Annotated in this window: 21 protein-coding genes; 3 read left to right on the top strand and 18 right to left on the bottom strand. The window is 33.0% G+C overall.

Annotated features, from left to right (window positions below; genetic code table 11):
- Nucleotides 1–44: 44 nt before the first annotated feature.
- Nucleotides 45–2486, top strand: a complete 2442-nt coding sequence (locus tag MY04_RS22250) for a glycoside hydrolase family 88 protein (RefSeq protein WP_084006069.1) — start codon at nt 45–47, stop codon at nt 2484–2486.
- Between the two features lie 163 nt (nt 2487–2649).
- On the opposite strand, the gene tnpC is transcribed toward MY04_RS22250, so the two are convergent.
- The 12 genes from tnpC to MY04_RS22190 all read right to left on the bottom strand — a co-directional run bounded on the left by tnpC (nt 2650) and on the right by MY04_RS22190 (nt 13036).
- Nucleotides 2650–3828 (bottom strand): IS66 family transposase, encoded by a 1179-nt coding sequence (gene tnpC, locus MY04_RS22245; RefSeq protein ID WP_158297963.1) that lies wholly within the window; start codon nt 3826–3828, stop codon nt 2650–2652.
- Complete coding sequence (locus MY04_RS22240; RefSeq protein ID WP_066214494.1) at nt 3816–4076, bottom strand: hypothetical protein; 261 nt, start codon at nt 4074–4076, stop codon at nt 3816–3818. The genes tnpC and MY04_RS22240 overlap by 13 nt, the downstream gene beginning before the upstream one ends.
- A gap of 24 nt (nt 4077–4100) precedes the next feature.
- On the bottom strand, nt 4101–4442 hold the full coding sequence (gene tnpB / locus MY04_RS22235; RefSeq protein WP_066207659.1) for an IS66 family insertion sequence element accessory protein TnpB: 342 nt from the start codon (nt 4440–4442) through the stop codon (nt 4101–4103).
- Nucleotides 4442–4729, bottom strand: a complete 288-nt coding sequence (tnpA, locus tag MY04_RS22230) for an IS66 family insertion sequence element accessory protein TnpA (protein ID WP_066207661.1) — start codon at nt 4727–4729, stop codon at nt 4442–4444. The genes tnpB and tnpA overlap by 1 nt, the downstream gene beginning before the upstream one ends.
- Before the next feature lie 149 nt (nt 4730–4878).
- Entirely contained in the window at nt 4879–6111 is a 1233-nt protein-coding gene (locus MY04_RS22225; RefSeq protein WP_066214491.1) for a S41 family peptidase, read from the bottom strand.
- A 104-nt stretch (nt 6112–6215) separates the two neighbouring features.
- Entirely contained in the window at nt 6216–6713 is a 498-nt protein-coding gene (locus MY04_RS22220) for an SMI1/KNR4 family protein (RefSeq protein WP_158297849.1), read from the bottom strand.
- Nucleotides 6714–6724: 11 nt separating this feature from the next.
- Nucleotides 6725–7216 carry a DUF1016 N-terminal domain-containing protein gene (locus MY04_RS22215; RefSeq protein ID WP_066214486.1) on the bottom strand — a complete coding sequence of 164 codons (492 nt, stop codon included), beginning with the start codon at nt 7214–7216 and terminating at the stop codon, nt 6725–6727.
- Between the two features lie 180 nt (nt 7217–7396).
- Nucleotides 7397–8323, bottom strand: a complete 927-nt coding sequence (locus MY04_RS22210) for a hypothetical protein (protein ID WP_066214484.1) — start codon at nt 8321–8323, stop codon at nt 7397–7399.
- 141 nt (nt 8324–8464) lie between these two features.
- Nucleotides 8465–8935: a hypothetical protein gene (locus MY04_RS22205; RefSeq protein ID WP_066214482.1), complete on the bottom strand. Its 471-nt coding sequence runs from the start codon at nt 8933–8935 to the stop codon at nt 8465–8467.
- 192 nt (nt 8936–9127) lie between these two features.
- Nucleotides 9128–9712: a DUF4291 domain-containing protein gene (locus tag MY04_RS22200; RefSeq protein ID WP_066214480.1), complete on the bottom strand. Its 585-nt coding sequence runs from the start codon at nt 9710–9712 to the stop codon at nt 9128–9130.
- Nucleotides 9713–9957: 245 nt separating this feature from the next.
- Entirely contained in the window at nt 9958–11127 is a 1170-nt protein-coding gene (locus MY04_RS22195) for an ATP-binding protein (protein ID WP_066216694.1), read from the bottom strand.
- 1078 nt (nt 11128–12205) lie between these two features.
- Nucleotides 12206–13036: a hypothetical protein gene (locus MY04_RS22190; RefSeq protein ID WP_066214478.1), complete on the bottom strand. Its 831-nt coding sequence runs from the start codon at nt 13034–13036 to the stop codon at nt 12206–12208.
- A gap of 237 nt (nt 13037–13273) precedes the next feature.
- On the opposite strand from MY04_RS22190, the gene MY04_RS22185 reads away from it, so the two are divergent.
- Both MY04_RS22185 and MY04_RS22180 read left to right on the top strand, forming a co-directional pair.
- A complete protein-coding gene (locus MY04_RS22185; RefSeq protein ID WP_066214477.1) occupies nt 13274–14107 on the top strand; it encodes a tyrosine-type recombinase/integrase in 834 nt (277 codons plus the stop codon).
- Complete coding sequence (locus MY04_RS22180) at nt 14091–15239, top strand: IS91 family transposase (protein ID WP_066214476.1); 1149 nt, start codon at nt 14091–14093, stop codon at nt 15237–15239. Before MY04_RS22185 ends, MY04_RS22180 begins: the two co-directional genes overlap by 17 nt.
- A gap of 303 nt (nt 15240–15542) precedes the next feature.
- Here MY04_RS22180 and MY04_RS22175 read toward each other — a convergent pair whose 3' ends face one another.
- The 6 genes from MY04_RS22175 to MY04_RS22150 all read right to left on the bottom strand — a co-directional run bounded on the left by MY04_RS22175 (nt 15543) and on the right by MY04_RS22150 (nt 19278).
- Nucleotides 15543–16091: a hypothetical protein gene (locus tag MY04_RS22175; protein WP_066214474.1), complete on the bottom strand. Its 549-nt coding sequence runs from the start codon at nt 16089–16091 to the stop codon at nt 15543–15545.
- 158 nt (nt 16092–16249) lie between these two features.
- Entirely contained in the window at nt 16250–16663 is a 414-nt protein-coding gene (locus MY04_RS22170) for a hypothetical protein (RefSeq protein ID WP_066214472.1), read from the bottom strand.
- 102 nt (nt 16664–16765) lie between these two features.
- Nucleotides 16766–17278 carry a hypothetical protein gene (locus MY04_RS22165; RefSeq protein WP_158297848.1) on the bottom strand — a complete coding sequence of 171 codons (513 nt, stop codon included), beginning with the start codon at nt 17276–17278 and terminating at the stop codon, nt 16766–16768.
- A gap of 95 nt (nt 17279–17373) precedes the next feature.
- Complete coding sequence (locus MY04_RS22160) at nt 17374–17835, bottom strand: hypothetical protein (protein ID WP_066214469.1); 462 nt, start codon at nt 17833–17835, stop codon at nt 17374–17376.
- 123 nt (nt 17836–17958) lie between these two features.
- A complete protein-coding gene (locus MY04_RS22155) occupies nt 17959–18609 on the bottom strand; it encodes a hypothetical protein (protein ID WP_066214468.1) in 651 nt (216 codons plus the stop codon).
- Between the two features lie 96 nt (nt 18610–18705).
- Entirely contained in the window at nt 18706–19278 is a 573-nt protein-coding gene (locus tag MY04_RS22150) for a hypothetical protein (protein WP_066214466.1), read from the bottom strand.
- Nucleotides 19279–19502: the final 224 nt, after the last annotated feature.

Raw genomic sequence — 19502 nt, 5'->3', positions numbered from 1 at the left:
AGAATGAGATTCTAGATTTAGGTATCAATTAAATATCTAATGAAATGAAATTACTCAATATTCTGATGAGCTTATGTTTGCTTGGCTGTTACACATCGGTTTTAGCACAACATTCCACTCCAAAAAGTTACGATTTCGTTGTTGCAGAAGATGGTGCATGGACCTGGTACAACGATGAACGTGCAGCATATAAAAAAGGCAAACTATATACTTCCTATGTTAAAAGTGATGGTAAGACTGCTTTGTCTGTCAACGATATTTCTACGGGTTATGCTGTGGGCAGTGAAGTATTATTAAGTACTTGGGCTCAAAAAGATGATCATAATAATGCTTCTGTTTTAATGAGGGAAGATGGAAAAATTATGGCCTTTTACAGTAAGCATATTGGTCCGAAGAAAAATTATTTTAGAACTTCTTTAGTCGAAGAACCTAAAAAACAATCGGATTGGGGTGATGAAATAATGCAGCTAACTACCAATGATTCTGACCATAAAGGGGCGACTTACAATAACGCTTATCAACTAAGTGCAGAACAAGGAAAGATCTATAATTTCATGCGTACGAACAACTTTAATCCGAATGTAAAAACGTACGATAAAGATGGTCAGCCGCTCCATGATGGAAAAGATTTTATCTTATTTAAAAATGGGGATGGTAGTGTGCGACCTTATGTGAAATACACTTCTAATAATGTTGACAGAATTGATTTCTTCTTTACGGATGGTCATCCTAGAAAAGCCGACAACAACTTATACCACTGTTATTATCAAACAAATAAGGATGGAACACAAGGTAAAATCTATCAGACAGATGGTAGCGTTATAACAGATTTAGCAAGTGTATTTGCAGGTAAGCCTATTGATGTTCAATCAGTTCATAAGCTTTATCATTTTGGATCTGATGGAACAAAAGCAAGACCTTGGACGCATAACATCAATTATGATAAAAAAGGAAATCCTGTGGTGAGTTATTCTAAGCAAATTGATATTAATACTATTACGTATCACTATGCTAAATGGAATGGTAATTTATGGACCAACCACTTAGTTTGTGATGCAGGAAAAGGATTATACAATGGTGAGGACGATTATACTGGGATTATTACTATAAACCCCTACAATACGAATCAGATTTTTATGTCGTCGAATAAAAACCCAATGACTGGTGTAGAAGGTGAACGCTATGAAATCTACTCGGCTGTTACAAAAAATGATGGCGAAACTTGGACTTGGACAGCGATAACAGAGCACTCTGAAAAGGATAATTTAAGACCTTATGTTCCTAAAGGTATTAAGTCGAAAAAGAATCAGGTGGCCTTGTGGTTTTATGGTGAATACACGACGTATATGAACTATAAAGCCAAGATTGTGGGGGAATTTATTCATAGAAATGAACATCAAACAGTTGGGAGGATGAATACCAAAAAGGAGGTAAAAAAGATCATCCTTAAGGTAAACGACTACTGGCAGGCAAACAATAAAGCAGAGCTACGATCTTTCTGGGATCATGCAGCATATCATACCGGAAATATGGCGGCTTATGAAATCACTAAAAAAGACGCTTATCGTCAGTATTCCATAGATTGGGCAAAACATAATGAGTGGAAAGGTGCTAAATCGGATATAAAATCGAATTGGAAATATAAGTATGGAGAAACAGATGATTTTGTATTATTCGGTGATTGGCAAATCTGTTTTCAAACGTATATCGACTTATATAACTTATCGGATGACAAGGAGGAGGCAAAGGTCGCTCGAGCAAAAGAGGTGATGAAATACGAAATGTCTACCTCAAGAAACGATTATTGGTGGTGGGCCGATGGCCTATACATGGTCATGCCTGTGATGACAAAATTATATCATCTAACAGGCGATAAACAATACTTGGATAAGTTGTACGAATACTTCGCTTATTCTAAAAGCATTATGTACGATGAGGAAACAGGACTATTCTTTAGAGATGCGAGATATGTGTTCCCTAAACACAAATCGGTCAATGGCTTAAAAGACTTTTGGGCTAGAGGCGATGGCTGGGTGTTTGCTGGTTTAGCAAAGGTGCTTCAAGATGTTCCTGAAGATTGGGAACACAGAGCTTACTTCGAGGGCATTTACAAAAAAATGGCGGTTGCCTTAAAATCGGCTCAGCAACAAGAAGGATATTGGACGAGAAGTATTTTAGATCCAAAGCATGCACCAGGACCGGAAACAAGTGGCACTGCTTTCTTTACCTATGGTTACTTATGGGGTATGAACAATGGAATTCTTTCGGTGGATGAATATGCTCCTGTTGTAAAGAAATCTTGGAATTATTTAAGCACCACGGCATTAAATGAAAACGGAAAAGTTGGTTATGTACAACCTATCGGTGAACGTGCAATTCCTGGTCAGCAAGTAGACGAAAACTCAACAGCCGATTTTGGTGTTGGAGCTTATCTTTTAGCTGCATCAGAAATGTATAAATTTCTAGGAAAACACAAGGTGAACTAAGAAATACAAAACTTACTTTTAATGACATCATTGAAAGTAAGTTTTGAGCTTATTTTCTGATTTCAGTTGGTGATTTTTCTTTATTTGATTGATTTTTTCTAGTTCATCAAATGAAACTCTATATAGTTAACTAATAGTAAGCAATCGCCCATCCCGCTAAATACTACTTCACCGGCAGTAATTCCTCAATTTTATTGATTGGCTGATCATCTATTTTTTCTAGCGTTGATTTTAGCCATTCAAAAGGTTCAATGTCGTTCATTTTGGCTGTTGCAAAAAAGGCATAGAACATGGCAGCTTGTTTTGCTCCTTCTTCATTTCCTGCAAACATGTAATTTTTTCGACCAATAGCAAGTGGACGAATTTTATTTTCTATGGGGTTGTTATCAATCAAAAGTTTACCGTCAGTTAAGTACATTCGGAGTCCTTTTTCTCTATTGAGAAGATAATGTATTGCTTTTCCTAACTGAGATTTAGGTAAGACGGTTAGCTTTTTTGCCCACTCAAAAAGTGTATTGATTACTGGAAGAGCATACTTTTGCCTTTGCTGATAGATGATTTTTGGATTAGATTCTTCTTTCAGTGATTTTTCCAGTTCGTAGAGCTGACCAATAAGGTTCACCGCCTCCAATGCCCTTTTATCTCCACCTTTATGTGCTTCAAAAAAGTATCGACGTGCGTGGGCCCAACAATTGAGCTGTGTAATTGTTGTTGTCTGATCAAAATAATCGTAAGCTTTATAGCCATCGGTTTGAGCATAACCCGAAAAATTATGCAGATGTTCTTTTAAATATTTCCGATCTCGACCGCTTGCATAATGAATCGATAATAATTTGGCTTTAGGATCAAGGTAATACCACATATATCCTTGGTGTGGTTTTCCTTTTTTACCTGTCCCCATCACCTTTATGGTCGATTCATCGATTTGAAGGTAGTTACTTTGCTGTATTTTTTGAGTGAGCGTGTCGTATAAAATACTCAGTTTATCCGCCGTTCTTTTTTGTAAGTCTATGAGCGTTGTATTTTTTAGATAAACGCCTTGTCTTTCAAATTGCTTGATAAAACGATGGATGGGGATATGATCGATAAATTTACTCACGACCATCTGTGCGGCTAAACTTGCCGATGTACTTGACTTGGGAAATGGTAAATCTGACGGTAAATTCGCTTGACTAAACTCGCTGTTCTCTTGATCTGCATCACGAACGTAACGAGGGCGAATAATTCTACGAACGAATAAACGGGCAGGTTCACATTCGAGTACTTCCGTAATATCTTCTCCTACTTTATGCCATCCATCCAAATCGTGATCAGGTTCAATCACTTCTTCTACACGTTCCAGGTGCTCTGGTAAAGCTGTTCGTACAGGCTTTTTCTTTTGCGTTTGTGAGCAGGAACGGTAATCTCCTGAGAAGGCTCCGTTTTCTGCTCTTTGTCTTGAGCGAAAATAGAGAGCTGATTATCGGGTATATCCGCTTGTTTTCGTTTCTCTGATTTAGAACCGTAAAGCATACTTTGAAGCATTGACAACTGTGTCTTCAGTTGTGCATTTTCTTGTTCTAAATTCGCTATTTTATCATCCTTACTCACCTTACAAAAGTAGCGATTTTAATACTAAAAACGTACTTTTTGACCTCTTTTTTCTAAAGAAACACCTTCAATTATCATCATAATTTCTGTCGAAGATAAAGAGATGTTTTTCTGTTTGTCGAACCCTTTCGGAAGCTCAAACCGACCTTTTTCCAAACGTTTATAATACAATGAAAAACCGCCTTTTTCAAACCGAAGCAGTTTCAATTTATCTTTACTTCGATTAATAAAAACGAAAATATCTCCATTAGTCACATCCAGTTCCATTAAAGAAATAACGATATTACTCAACCCATTAAACCCTTTTCGCATATCTGTAAATTTACTGTACAGATAAATGTGATCTGTATTACGAAGAGATAACATTAGAAAAAATGAATTGCTTCTTTTAATAGTTCTCGATCTGAAAGATGGAGTTTTACTCCATTGGGATATTCGAGAGTAACGGTCTTAAAGGTCTGTTCAACCTTCTTCGGTACTTTGACAGGGATGAAACTCCCCTTAGCTGGATTTGTATTTTCTTTACGTTGTTTTACTACCCAATAATGAAAAGTGGATAGCTTAATTGAATGAAGTTGACAATAAGCTTTTTGTTGTAAACCACTAATTTTCCATGATGCTATATGAGCATACATTTCTGCTTTTTTTGACATAATATCTACGTTTTAATGATGACGTAAAATTAAGTCAGGAATTTGAGGCATAATAGATGGGGATGGGCGACTGCTTACAACTAATACTTGAATTTTTATGATGTTTATATTACAAATAAATATAGTTAACTGTTAATCTATAAATTATTTTATTCCAATTTTTTATCAATCAATTCAATCCCTCTTTCAAGTGTTTCATCTTTTAAAATTGTTGTTTGCTTCACATAATTGGTTGGCACATATTTTTCCCTTGGTGTTCCATTCAAATGGAACAATTTAGCAGTAGAAAGTCGATAACCAAAATTGTGATTTTTAAAGGAAAAACCATTCATCTCTCCTGCTAGCCTTTCCATTTCAGAACCTACTATTTCTGCTCTTTCCATTCCTTCAAAACCTATAGAAAGTCCTTCTCCCATACTTCCTGTCCATCGTCCAACCAAAATCACAACTTTATTTTTATATTGTTCCTTTCTTGGGGTGACATATTCTATCCAACTTCTTTCTACAATTGGATTTCCGTTATACTGTTCAATTGTAAAATGTTTTTGATATGGTTTAGGCTCATTAATGAATCGTCCCATTATCCCACGAGCTACATATGAATTCCCTCCATCTACGGTATTTCTCAAATCTATTATCAGTCCCTTGGTATCCATTAGTTTGTCGAGAGCCTTATCAAAATCATTAATAAGAGCATTATTTCCCAATGAATTGTTTAAAGTAATTATTCCAATTTCATTTTCTGTTGTAGATGATAGAAGTTCAGAAGTTTGTTTGGTTTTTAGTTTATCTAAATCAAACTCAACAATTTCATTACTCTCCAGTTTTAAAGTTAAAACTCTTGGTTGATTATAGCGACCTGCGACAACTTTATTGGCGATCCACTCTCTTACATTTTGCGATTGTTTGTCATTACAATGCGTTGGAAATTGATCGATAGCTTGGTCGATATCAATTCCGTTTATTTTTAATAATTCTGCTCCGATTATATCCTGATCGAGGTGCTCAACTTTAGGCTGCCAAACATTTGATATTAATGTTTTTTCATTTTCAATCGACACATATATTGGTGAATATAATCTAAATGAAGAGTTTCTATTGGTGTTTAAAATTAAATGACTATCATAAAATTCGTCTAGCAAATACTCAAAAAAAAGAACTGTTTGTTCTTCTGTTTTAATGTTTGAAATTTGTTTCTCGTAATATTCTCGAATGCAGTTTAAATCGACATTTTTTTCTTGCAGATAAATATAATTCTGAGATATATCCGTTAAGATTTCATTTAAATCTTCCTTAATTTTAGTTTGATCTATTTTATTGCTTTCTGAATTATCACAAGAAAAATTTAGTGAGATGATTAATAATAAAATTAGTTTTTTCATTTAAATGTAAGGATTGTTGGTTTTAATTTAATTGTAAAAAATTACTATTCAGCAAGTAAGGTACTTCAGCTAATTCTTTGTATATAACTGATACTTTAGAATGTTTATATTTCTATTTCTTTAATATATTCTATGAGATATAACTCATAATTTTCAAGGTATTCAGCAAAAGTATTGTATTCAACAAAACCTGGTATTGCAGCATTATATCTATAATATGATAATGTCCCTTCATATTCAGAAAGAAGTAACAAAGTATCTTCATAAATCCCTCCAATAATTAAACTACTATTGAGCCAATCATAATAACCTTCATCATCATTTTCTTGATAGATTTCTATTAATGTAGGGTCTGCTTCATATGTATATCTATATTCATCCAATTTTGAAAAGGAAGAATAGTCAAGACCAGTACAAAAACTTGATAAGCCATTTACTTTTAATAAAAATTCCCTTAATTCATCGGAGAATTCTATATCAAGTTCTCTTTCTGCTTTCTTGATTTGTTCGATACTTGCTGGAGTTATTTTTAATTCAGTTTTATTCTCTAATTGGTAGATTTCTTTAGAAAGAGAAATAATATTGTCAATTGTGTTTGGCATGATCATAATGTTTAAAATTGCTTTTCATCAATAATGAAGTCATGATTGAATTGGACTTTTTGTACTTCAACCGTTTTTGATAGATGTTTTATGTAATTTGTCAATTCGCTAAATTGTAAATAAAATAAACTTTCTTCCTCTGTTTTTAATGACATTATTCTTCTATGATGAGACCAACTTACTAAAAGCCAAGTATCAGGTAATTTCTTGACACATTGTGGCAAGTTTTTATAAGTCTCATAAAATTTTTTCATTCTCCATAGATTATTAGCACTAAACCCTTTCAATTCTGGGTCTCTTTGTGCTATAAAATGAGCAAGTTCTTCAACAATGCCTTTTCCCCATGAGCTTAACGAAACTTGTTCAGAAATAAAAACACCTATATTCCAATATAATTCAATTAAGGTTGAATTAACTTTCTTATAAACCTGTTGCCTTGCTTTTTGTATTGCAGATAAAACCTTGTCAAAATTTTCGGTATTTTTATTTAACTCTGAACTCATATTTATGATTTTTTTAGATTAACAAAGATAAATAAAATGTGAATGTAGTAATTGATAATTTTATTAAAATGATGTCTTTCTAAGAATAAACTCATACCAAACAGAATGGGTAAACAATTACCAATATTAAGTCATCCGATTGATAATGATTAGCTACTCTTTTGTTAATGAAAATAATAATTAAAATTGTTTTTTATCAATAATGAAGTCATGATTGACTTGGACGTTTTGTACTTCAACCGTTTCTGATAAATGTTTGATGTAATTAGTCAATTCGGCTAAATTGTAATCGTAACAAAAGCCTTCATTAATGTAAATAGATAATTCGTTTTTTCTTAACCTTAAACGTCTTAGCATATAATCATACTTTCCTTGTAATGCATGATTTTCTTCCAATTGAATATTCATTTTAATATTGGAATTCCAACATTCGCCTAAACCTATTCTGAGGTTTGTCTTAAAAAACACCCTATCCACTTTTGATATATAACACGCAATAAGTAATTTCTTTTTTAATAGAGATAATTCATTTTCATTTAGTTGTCCCCTATAATTGACTCCCCTCTTACTTATATAAAATTTACCTTCAGGAGTTATCTCAACTTTATTGTCATCCAATACAAAATAAAATGACATCACTTTAAATTGTGGAGAATAGTTTTCCAAAGAAAAGAAATCTATATTCTTATAACTTGAAGTGAACCTCAAAGTATCTACTTTAAAAGGAAGGTAACTTCCATTATAAATATGAAGATTTAAAGGTGTTCTCATTGCTATTATCAATGTATCTTCAGTTAAGGAAGTAATATGACCTATGTTTTCATTGTCACCATAATATTCTTGTAATGCGTTTACAGAATCTAATACAATATTTGTATTGGCATTAATAAAACTAACTGATTTCGAAGAATCAAAAGGATCATAGGATAGTTTTAATATCCCACCTTCAAGATAATCGTACATCATATTTTCACACTCTTCACTCGTTCTACAAAAATACCAATTCTTATTCTCTAATAATTTATAGTCTATTTGCTGAGCTTTTTCACAAGAGATAAGTGTAATAGTTAATACTATGATGAGTTTAAAGTTAATTGAAAGTCTCATTGGTTATAATTACGTACATAATACCTAAACTACGAACTTAGGGTTAGTTTAAATTTGTATTAAATTTCACTATTGAGGATAAACCTCGTTTTTCATTGTTTTTAATTCACTAACAATCTAAATCATTATCATTGCAGCCCGCTATTTTTTATTTCTTGATTCATATTCCTCAAGCATATCGCTTAGTTTTATTGTTTCCTCTTTACTAGTCATTCCAACTTGCTCTGCAACCACAATCATATCAGTAACATACTCGTACTCAATGCGACCTCGTATTCTACCTCTATTTAGAATCTTTTCCAATTTATTCTCTCTCTTGTATTCAAGGCTAGCGTCTTCTAACTTTTTCCAGAAATATTCAACGGTTTTTCCTGTATCTTCTTGAAAATAAGTAAAGACTGCTTCAATATCATATTTCAATGATGCTAGTGTTCTGAATTTAGGTTCGGCTTCAATTCTACTTAATTTATCTTTCTCCAAGTTGGAAATGACCATATTTAATATTTCTGGTGTCCAATTTTTTGGAGGATATGTTTTGTAAGCATCAATAGAGATGTCAATTGCTTTACATAACTTTTCGACTTCCTCTTTATATGTCCTTCTCTTTTTCATATAATAAGCTCTCTAAAAAATATTTACTCTTTATTACTTTTTAAAACAACATTTAAAAAATATTTTTTTGATCTACAAATGATGCAATTAAGAAAAAAGTCTTTCAATTCACTATACCGAACTGTCTAAGTTACGACAAGCGGGTGCGTTACCCGGTGGATGGAGATTAGCAGATGTTGTGAGTTTTTTATCTTAATCCGATTCTTTTCCGATTACTTCATCTAGCGGATACACTCTTTCTTTTGGTAAAAAACGTTTCACTTCTTTATATTTTCCAGCTTTACGGAGTAAGCTCATTTTTTTTACCAATGGAGTTAAATCTACAATTTCATTAATCCAATCACTATTATACTCTTCAATTAAAAATCTACTAATGCCAACTTGAATAGTTCTTTCTTGTAGTTTTCCTCCTTTTAATGTTCTTTCGGGATCCCACTGTATATGAACTTTCGCTTCTCTAAATTGCTTTTCCCATTCATAACCACTACTATACACTTCTTTATCAGGATCTGTCAAAACTCCTAAAGAAAGTGCTTTTTCCCAACACTCTCTCTTAATTTTAATTGCTAGAATATATTCTTGATTTGATTTATTTCCCCAATTACTACGTTCCATTAACCAAAGAAAAGACGGTTTAATCCATGTCATGCGATTAAATGAGAAAGGCTTTTCAAATTTTTGATATTTTATAGCTGATAGTGCTATGTTTTTATTGTAAGCTTGGTATACTGTAATAGTTTTAGAATCAAATTCTGCTCTTATCTCTTGATATCTCATATCTATCCTTTGTAGTCAATAAAGTGATCACTAAACTCGTAAGTGGTTACATCAACCTCGATTAGAGTTTAGTTGAAGTTATGTGTGTATAATTACTAAAATGAGTTCCAACGGCTCGAATATGCGTAGTGCGGGTTTTCAATGTACTTCACATTAAACCGCTATGTTCTTTATAAATGATTTAAAGTTCAACTTTACCAAGTTACCCCGCATTACGTATATTTATTGTTAGCGCTTGGCATTCTTTAATAATTTAAACCAAAAGTCCATAAAGGTAATACATTCATGTATCCAAATTCAATATCATCTTTTACTACAAATGATTTTCCGTCCTTTCCAATTTGTCTTTGCTGTTTATTTTTACCTCCAACTTCAAATGTAAAGTCGTTGATAACAAAATCGGCTTTCTTTGATGAAGTAACTTCATTTCTTACTCTCATTTGATTTAGAAAAAAGGTTTCTCTCATATTGCCAATATTAGATTTTTCGCCAGCAAGACTATAAATTAGATTGGTATTGTCAAGATAGACTTTATCTACTTTGCCTAAACCTCTGATTCCACTAGTTTCATTTCGTAGTTGACCAATAAGACCCGCCTTTTCCATATACGTAAAGTAGTCATCTAATGAATTTCTACTCACTTTAATCATTTCAGCTATCTTTGATAAATTTGGTTTGAATGGAACACTTTCAGAAATTATCGATAATAAGCGTTTTAATTTCCGACTAGTTGATACATTCATATTTGCGTATTGAGGAATGTCGGTTTCTAAAGTTTGAACTATAATTTGTCCTAATCGAAGGTTAAGTTCATTTTCAATTCCAAATGGATAATAACCTCGCTGTAGATAGTCATTGAATAAGGGTAGTGGATGTTTTATATCTGCAAGTTGAATCTCTCCATTAACGATATGTTCTATTGTAAAAGTTTCAATGTTTTTCTTATGGAAGAAATTGAGGTATTCTCTAAAAGAAAGTCCTTGTAACCGATATATTAATGCACGTCTACTTAAATCCGCAGAACCTTTAAGTATATCAAGTACAGAAGAGCCTGTAAATACCACCTTCAGGTCAGGGTAAGAGTCATAAATATTTTTCAATTCCCGAGACCAATTTTCATATTTGTGAATCTCATCAATAAATAAGTATTCCCCCGCATTCATATAAAAAACGTCAGCTAGGTCAACTAATTTATTTTCGCTAAAGTACATATCGTCTGCAGATACATACAAAGCTCTTTTACTTCCTAAATTCTCTTTTATATATTGCAGAATCATTGTTGTTTTTCCAACACCTCTTGGACCAATAATTCCAACCATTCGGCTGTTCCAAGAAATTTCATCATACAGATATCTCTTAAAATCTATAGTCGTTTTTTGTAACAAAATCTCAAATTTCTGGTATAGAGTTCTCATTGCTTTAGACATTAGTTTATACAAAGATAATAAAACGCACAGCCAAATGTGCATTATTTCATGAAATTGTATTTTAGATAGTGCAAATATGGTTGTTTTTTGCTTAACACGTAGAGTAGAGCCTGATAGCTCTCTCAGTTTAAATAATTATAAATGTAATCATTTTGAGAAAACTATCAGAACCCCCTTCATCAAACCGTACGTGAAGTTTTCCCTCATACGGCTTACCGATGGATTTCTTTGTTTGATATTCATAAGAATCTACCCAATAAGGGTGATGCTTAAGTAGCTAATTTAAACACCTTATTTTCTTTTCTTACTTATACTAACATATAGTAGCATTTAGAACCATCAATACATTTTATTCGGCCGATAGGACTAAGCCAGTACCGAGAATTACAGTTCTATATCTACATATCCAAAGTAGAGCTCCTTCCCTAACTCAAGGTTATGTTGTCCTTAAGGTCGAGCAGTACTATGAGCTCCTCCGACTTCTGTTATTACCAGGCTGAATTTCGCTATACTTATATCAGCTTGTTTAAGGTGGCCAACCTTTGAAATAACAGATCTCCCACGTTCCGTTACTTTCCATCTATAACCACGCCATTCCCTATGACTCCGGTAGATCATTGTACTTCACGTTACTGTTTATTCATACAATGTAACAGGGTTCGAGACCGTCGAAACTCTCCCCATCTACGCCTGCCTTTTCGAAGCTACTATGGGTTCACACTTGCGTATTACGGCTTGGTTATTTGAGACAACTGAGCTTCAGCTATCCACCTCACGGCGATCACTGTCAGTAACTCTTCTAAGTGAACAGTAAATTACTTAGGTAGGATTTGCACCTACTGGAAAGCCACAGCATCGTGGCACACTAACGGCAGGTGTAAGGCAAGTAGGGCAGTAGATAGCACCCACTTATCAATTTACTGCGAGCCGAAGCTGTTGTTTTGGTTATTACTTTATTCATATTTATGAGCCAAAGCAACAGCTTTGGCGGTGCTACAAGATAGCAAAAACATTCGCATCAGATTCATCGCCCTATTTGCTTTACACAATGTTGTGTTTTAGTTGCTTATTGGAAAAACAATCCATATAAAAAACCTACAATGCTTAGACGATAAATCAAGGTCAGAAGGATAATTATATTTATTAATCCAATATAAATTCCCTTATTTATTCTTTTTAGTCCTACAAACACCCCAAGAGAAATAATTGCGTAAAAAATCGTTTCAATTATATTTTCCATTAACCTCATTTTAACTAAACTTTCAGGAAACAATGGACTAGTATCTTTAAAGCTAGGTATAAAGAATCCAATAATATGACCAATAACCATAATTGAAAGAACGACAAATAAAATCCATCCAATCAATTTCAAAAGGTAGAACCAACGTGATTTATTATTATCTACTGATGTATTCTCAGCCTGCCATTCTTTTGAATCAATAATTTCCAGCTCACCGGCTGAAATCATGCTATCAAAGTCTTGAATTGTGAATCTTTTTGAAATCCAAGTGCAACATGTATCAAGGTTGTCATAAGCTGTCAGGTAGAAATGCTCCTCATAATAAAAGTGTTGATGGATTATCTCCCAATCTAGATTCATTTCTGGCACCTTGTTTATTAGTTTCTCTCTAGATTCAGAGTCAATTCTTACTCTCAATGTCCTTTGTTTTGGCCAAACTGTACCTAGTGCTACTTTTTCTTCATCTGACGAGGCGAATGATCTAAAGAAGTCTAATAATGACTGATCCTGAACTCCTTCAATAGCCCAAATTGTGTCATCTGGAACAAGTTCAAGAATCCTAGTTATAAACTTATCTCTATCATCAAGTTTTCCTACAATCCAGCAATCATCGAAGTCAATTTCCTTACCTCTATATTTTTCTTTCTTGTTTCGCATAAACTTTCATGTTAGCACTTCACCTGCAATTAAACACAACGTGAATACTAAACTACGTGAGCGGTTGCGTCAACCGTGAGTGGAGTTTAGTTGATGTTGAACAAAAGCTTCGCTAGCTAAAACCCACAATCTCTTACCTTTATACCTTAATTGATTTTGTAATTAATAGTTTACTAAGATGAAAAAAAAGAGACAATAGTCGAAAAAGCGAAACGCGTTGTTCCTGGTTTTAAAAACATGTTTGATCAAGTGTATCAAAACATGACACTCAGTGGAAAGTCTTCCTCTACTTTTAAAAACTACATCCGTACTATCGCTAGTATCTCATTGTATTTTAAAAAGATTCCACTTGAACTTTCCGACGATCAAATTAATGATTATCTGCTACTTCTCAAAGAAAAACAAAACACTTCTTACACTATCTTTAAGCATTATGTCTATGCCTTGAGGTATGTCTTCAGATTAAGTGATAGAGACGATCGAGCCATACAATTACCATCATTGAAACGAAATGATACCATCCCGGATATATTATCTGTGGAAGAATGTAAAATCATATTTAAAACACCCAAACACTTAAAACACCGTGTGTTATTTGCTTTAACTTATTCTGCAGGACTCAGAATAAGAGAAGTCGCTCGACTTAAAGTATCTGATATTGATTTTGATCGTATGACAATTTACATACGTGATACTAAATACAGTAAGAATAGAATTGTTCCGCTCTCTAAAACTATGAAAGTTGGATTGGAAAAGTATCTAAAACATGTAAGGCCGAAATTATGGCTATTTGAAGGATACGATACCAGTAAACACATAGCTACAAATTCCATCGGGTCATTATTCCGAGAAACACTTAAGAAAACGAATATCAAGAAGAGAGTTACAATTCATACTTTGAGACATACCTATGCCACTCATTGTATTGAAATGGGAATGGATCCTTTTACTTTAAAAGAGCTGTTGGGACACGAAGCTCTACAAACAACCATGCTTTACCTCAATCTCGCCACAGTTAAAAAATCCAATTCATTTTCTCCATTCGATAAGATCTATGCATCCAAAAATTGAGATCGCACAGATTCTAAATGAACAGCAATTTTGGAGGGAATCCACTCAGTTTTTAGCAAGGCAAAAGTATGATTTACATGCCATGACTTTATGTAGAACAGCAAAGCTTGGGAGACATATCGATCATTGTGAAAAATGTAAAGAGGTTCGTGTGTCTTATAATAGCTGTAGAAATAGAAACTGCCCTAAATGTCAGGCTACATACAGAGAAAAATGGATCTTAAAAAGAGAAGAGGAAGTCCTTGATGTTCCCTATTTTCATACTGTTTTTACAGTTCCGCATCATCTAAACTTCTTGTTTCTAAAATATCCTAAGGAGATGTATGATTTACTTTTCTTAGCCGCTTGGGAAACCATTAAAACTTTTGGAAGAGTGTCTCTTCAAGGAGAAATGGGAATGATAGCTGTGCTTCATACTTGGGGACAAAATCTCACTCTACATCCTCACTTGCATTGCATTATCCCTGGTGGTGCCCTTTGTAACGGTAAACATTGGAAATGCTCTGACAAAACAGGTAAATACTTATTCCCTGCTAAAGGTTTAGCCAAAATGTTCCGAGCTAAATTGATTCAAGGGATAAGAAAAAATGAGCTTCTGAGAACTATTCTTGAAGGAGAGGTAGCTAGAAACTGTTTTGAAAAAGAATGGGTGGTGTATGCTAAAAGACCTTTTGGAGGAGCAAAACAAATCATACAATATCTGGGTAGATATACACATAAAACAGCTATCTCAAACCACAGATTAGTGAACTATTCAGATGGTAAAGTCACTTTCTCTTACAAAGATTATAGACAAGGCGGTAAGAAAAAAGAAATGACACTCTCAGATGTAGAGTTTATACAGAGATATGTCAGGCATCTTCTACCAAAAGGTTTTAGAAGAATACGTCATTTTGGGTTTTACAATGGAGCTATAAAGAAAAAGAAAGTTACTCAAATTAGAACTTCCATTGGTCAGAAACCTCCTAAAATTAAGGAATGGGATTGGGTTAAAATATCGACAGAGAAACTTGGGTATGATCCAAAAGTCTGCCCTTGCTGTAAGGAAAGAAGTATGGTGATCATGCCACGTTTTGCTTCACAAAGAGCTCCTCCAAAAAAGGAAAATCTAAATGCGGCTTCAATAAATTAACTCCATCATTCTCCAAATTTTAACTTATGAAAGTAAGCCTAGGTTTCTACACCCTTTACTTTCCAAAATCAAGTACTTTTGAGTGAAAATCTTTGCTCAGAAATACTCAGGAAAAGACTGTTTTGAGAATGGTTGAAAAATAAGTCACAAAAAAGACCTTCCATATCAATGAAAAGTCTACCCTAAGTTCCATACAGACATCGATGTGTAACCTACTACCGCCTTTGTTCAACTAGGGCTTAATTTTGGGTCTTTCAGACCTAACTAAGCCCTAATTATTAGGGTGCGTTTTTTTTATTTCTTTCATCCTAAATCCATTTGTCGTTTCATTTTCACGAAGTGCCAATTGTCGTTATAGGATTTTAATATTTCATCTTCATTAATGTCATTTTCAACATCCTTAGAATAGACAAGATAGTACTGAACTGAAAGATAAACTTTAATGAATGATTTGTCCTTTGATTCGGAGTACGCAAAGACTCCATATTTTTCAAGTCGGTTTTTGAGTCCGTTGAAATAGTCTACAGGGTTTTGCTTGAAATCGTGAAGATTAAAAGTTGTTGAGTCATAACTCAATTCTGTAAAAATCGAGTCTTGTTTTAGAGTGTAAGTTCCATTAGACAGCTTTAATGGTGTGTTGTTAAATGATTCTATCAATTCGCAGCTGTCCGAAAAGCAAATCATTCTGATTTCAGATTCTCTTAAAAATATCCTGTAATTGTTTCTAGAGTCGCCTGTATAAGTAAATTGTGTTCTTGGGTGATAGCTGTATTTTAAAAGTTCATTGTCTTGTAAAAATTCAACAGCATACTTTTCGACAAATTCGTCCGCCTTCTCTTGTGAAAATTCCAACAGTCGCTTTTCCTGGTTGCAGGAAATGAGCAATGTCAATATTATGAGATATGTAATCGAATTTTTCATTTTTTTAATGCACCCTAACGTGATGACTAAACTACGTGAGCGGTTGCGTCAACCGTGATTGGAGTTTAGTTGATGTTGTGCGTTCGTTATTATTTTTCTACGATTAATTCAACTTTTTCACAACCAATACGAATCACTTTTCCGTCTTCAAAAAGCATCATCAAGTCGTCATTCAATTTTGGTTTTACTTGCGGGATAAATCCGTCATTAATTCCTCTAGACTCGGCTGGGAAGAAGGTGATTTCCCCAAGTCGTTGGGAATCCTCTTCTGCAGCTTTTGGATCTCCATCCACAAAGTATTCGTAAAAGACATTTTTAAACTCAAACTTTAAGGCTTTAAATTCGTCCTTTTTTATCCAATCACCTTCTGCTTGTTTAAAGACAATTGTTATTTTCTTCTCGTTTGTTTCATACCCAATAAAGTCAAAATTATTGTGAAGGTCAATATGAGTTCCGTTTAATTGAACGGCATAGTTTTCTTCTATTTCAAAATTTGTCTCCATTTAGTTTTTGCATTATGACGCACAACGTGAATACTAAACTACGTGAGCGGTTGCGTCAACCGTGATTGGAGTTTAGTTGATGTTGGTGGTAGGCTTTTTTTGTTAACATGGTGACCAGTACTGAAATCTGATAAGTCTATTTTCCTTAAATGAAAATATAACTCCGTCATCTCCATTTGTGTTATGGATGAGGATATCGTTAAGTTCAGGATTATTAGCGAAATAAGTCTCAACGTTATCACCAAATATTTTTATCAAATCTGCTTTAGTTGTCTGTCCATTCAAAGTCCATTTTTCATACTGAATTGATAGGTCACTATAAAGGTTGAAATTGACATGTTCAAGAATGAATTTTTCAGAGTCACTTCCAATGTAGTTAAAAGAGTCAAAAGATATTTGATAATAAGGTGCGCCCGGCTGATCATTAGAATAAAAACCACATTCGTATTGGGGGTCTTTAATTTCACCTTGTCCAAATGTCTTAATTACAACATCTTTAGATAAAATGATTTCCTGACCTTTAAACGTCAATTTTGAGAAGTCAAAGGCTTTTACTTGTCCATATGAAATACTGGACACGCAAATTAGAACAATTATTATAAGTCTGAATTTCATTATTAGATTTAGTATGATTACCACCAACGTGATGGCTAAACTACGTGAGCGGTTGCGTCAACCGTGATTGGAGTTTAGTTGATGTTAGCAACATGTTAATTATTAATACAATAATAGTTTTTAAAACTACCATCTGCTTCATATTTGGTTACTAAATATATACTTGCTGGCAGAACGTTTATTTCACCTTTTTTACAAAGATGTTCTTCATGGTAAGTTTTATTTAGGCTTGTGTATTCTTCCATTGTTATTTTTCGTTTTCTTATTTTTGTTATTCTCTTTTTTATTATTTCACATTCGATTATTTGTTCTTTATTTATCCAAGTAATAAAATGACTACCATTTCCGTGATCTGAATATTTTTCAACTAAGAATGTTGACCCTTTTTCTAAATTAAAATTGGTCTTTCTTATTAGTTTATTAGCATACAATTCAAATTGATCATATATAGTTAATTCTGAAACTTCTTTAAATGACTCTATTCTACCTTCTATTATTTGGTTAATAGGATCACTCATATATAGATTAAAAAGAGATATAAAAAATAATACTTTCATTAAAATAATTATTTCAAAAATTAAGATATCTACAAGATATTGTTGCTAACGTGATTACTAAACTCGAGAGCGGTTGCGTCAACCGTGATTGGAGTTTAGTTGATGTTAGCCACTTTTAAAAGTTTAATAGTAAGTATATTTTCTATGCACTTGAGTGAGATTACCCTTTAATTTATTACCATCATAATATCCTTCTTTCCATGAAACAGGATTTCTTAAGTGATCAAACTCATAATCCGAAAATACCTTATGAATACCAGTATTACATTCTTTTTTTACTAGAATATTACTTTTATAAATATAATTGAAAATTCTCTCTGTAGAATCCTTTAGAGTAAAATCTTCTTTACCTAAGATTTTATTATTTCCATAATTGAATTTTGTTCGTGCCATCTTCTTACCATGATAATATGAATCATAAATCTCAGGTAGATTATTAATATTTCTCTTAACGATTGTATAACCATCAAATAAACTGTCTCTATCTAGGGTACCAAAATAGATTGAATTTTTATTTGGGTCTAGCCAATGTTTACAATAAGTTGTAATAACTTTTCTATTACTAAAAATTAATATTTTTTCAAGCTCATGATTTTTACTGTAATAGTAATTTGTACTGTCTGTATGCCAACTTTTTGATGAAAAGGAAATTACTCTAATATTCCCATTTAAAAATTCTATTTCATTAATATGGTAAGGTATATTATTCGAATCATTACAACTTGAAAAAATGAAGGATAAAAAAATAATCCAAAAAATATTACTTTTTCTCATTTGCTTTATGAAGTGGTTATTGTGGCTAACGTGATTACTAAACTCGTGAGCGGTTGCGTCAACCGTGATTGGAGTTTAGTTGATGTTGTAATGCGTTTATAATTTATTTTTTTTCTCTTTTGAAATTACTATATATCCGTCGTCTAAAACATTTCCTTCAATATAAGTAACAAATTCATCTTTTTTATCTGAAACTTCTTCACCATCGTCATTACAGTCATAAACTGTTAATGAATCTGCAAAATAAATATCTAAATTTGATGAAATCTCCGTTACTTCTATACAACTTACACACATCCCTGCACCACAAGTACCCAATGATATTTGTTCAGAAGATATTAATTCGCCATTTAATGTAAATGTATGTAGAAATGGAATTAATGTGTTCGCTACTCCTAAAGTAATTACTCCTACATATTTACCATTTGAAGGTATTTTACCATAAACATAATGATATTGAGACCCTTTAATAAAGTTTTCACTAATTTTTGGGTCTAACTTTATTGTTGTTTCACTTTCAATAATTTGACCATGAAATTGTATGGGTAAACTAACCTCTGGAAACTGGTTTATAAAAGTATTAAACCCTTCAATTTCTGTTTTATTGAAACCAGAAATTATAGAAAGTAATAAAAGAGAAGCTAGTTTTAAGTTTAATGTAATACTCATAATAGAAATACTAAATTGGTTGACATATGCATTACAACGCCTACTATATGTGCCTGTTGCCGTTTTTCAGCAGAGCACTCTTAAATTACTAAATAGCCAAAAGATTAGCTTATCTGTGATTGATTGATCTTTTCAATTCACAGGAAGGAAATGTTTTGGCGGTGCCTCAATTTAGCACTTCACTTTCAGATAACTACTACACGGCAATGGGATCATATAGAATG

Source organism: Flammeovirga sp. MY04 (assembly GCF_001682195.2).
In the GTDB taxonomy this organism is placed as follows: domain Bacteria; phylum Bacteroidota; class Bacteroidia; order Cytophagales; family Flammeovirgaceae; genus Flammeovirga; species Flammeovirga yaeyamensis.
The sequence above is the reverse complement of the archived record's forward strand: the minus strand, read 5'-3'. Positions and strand labels throughout refer to the sequence as shown.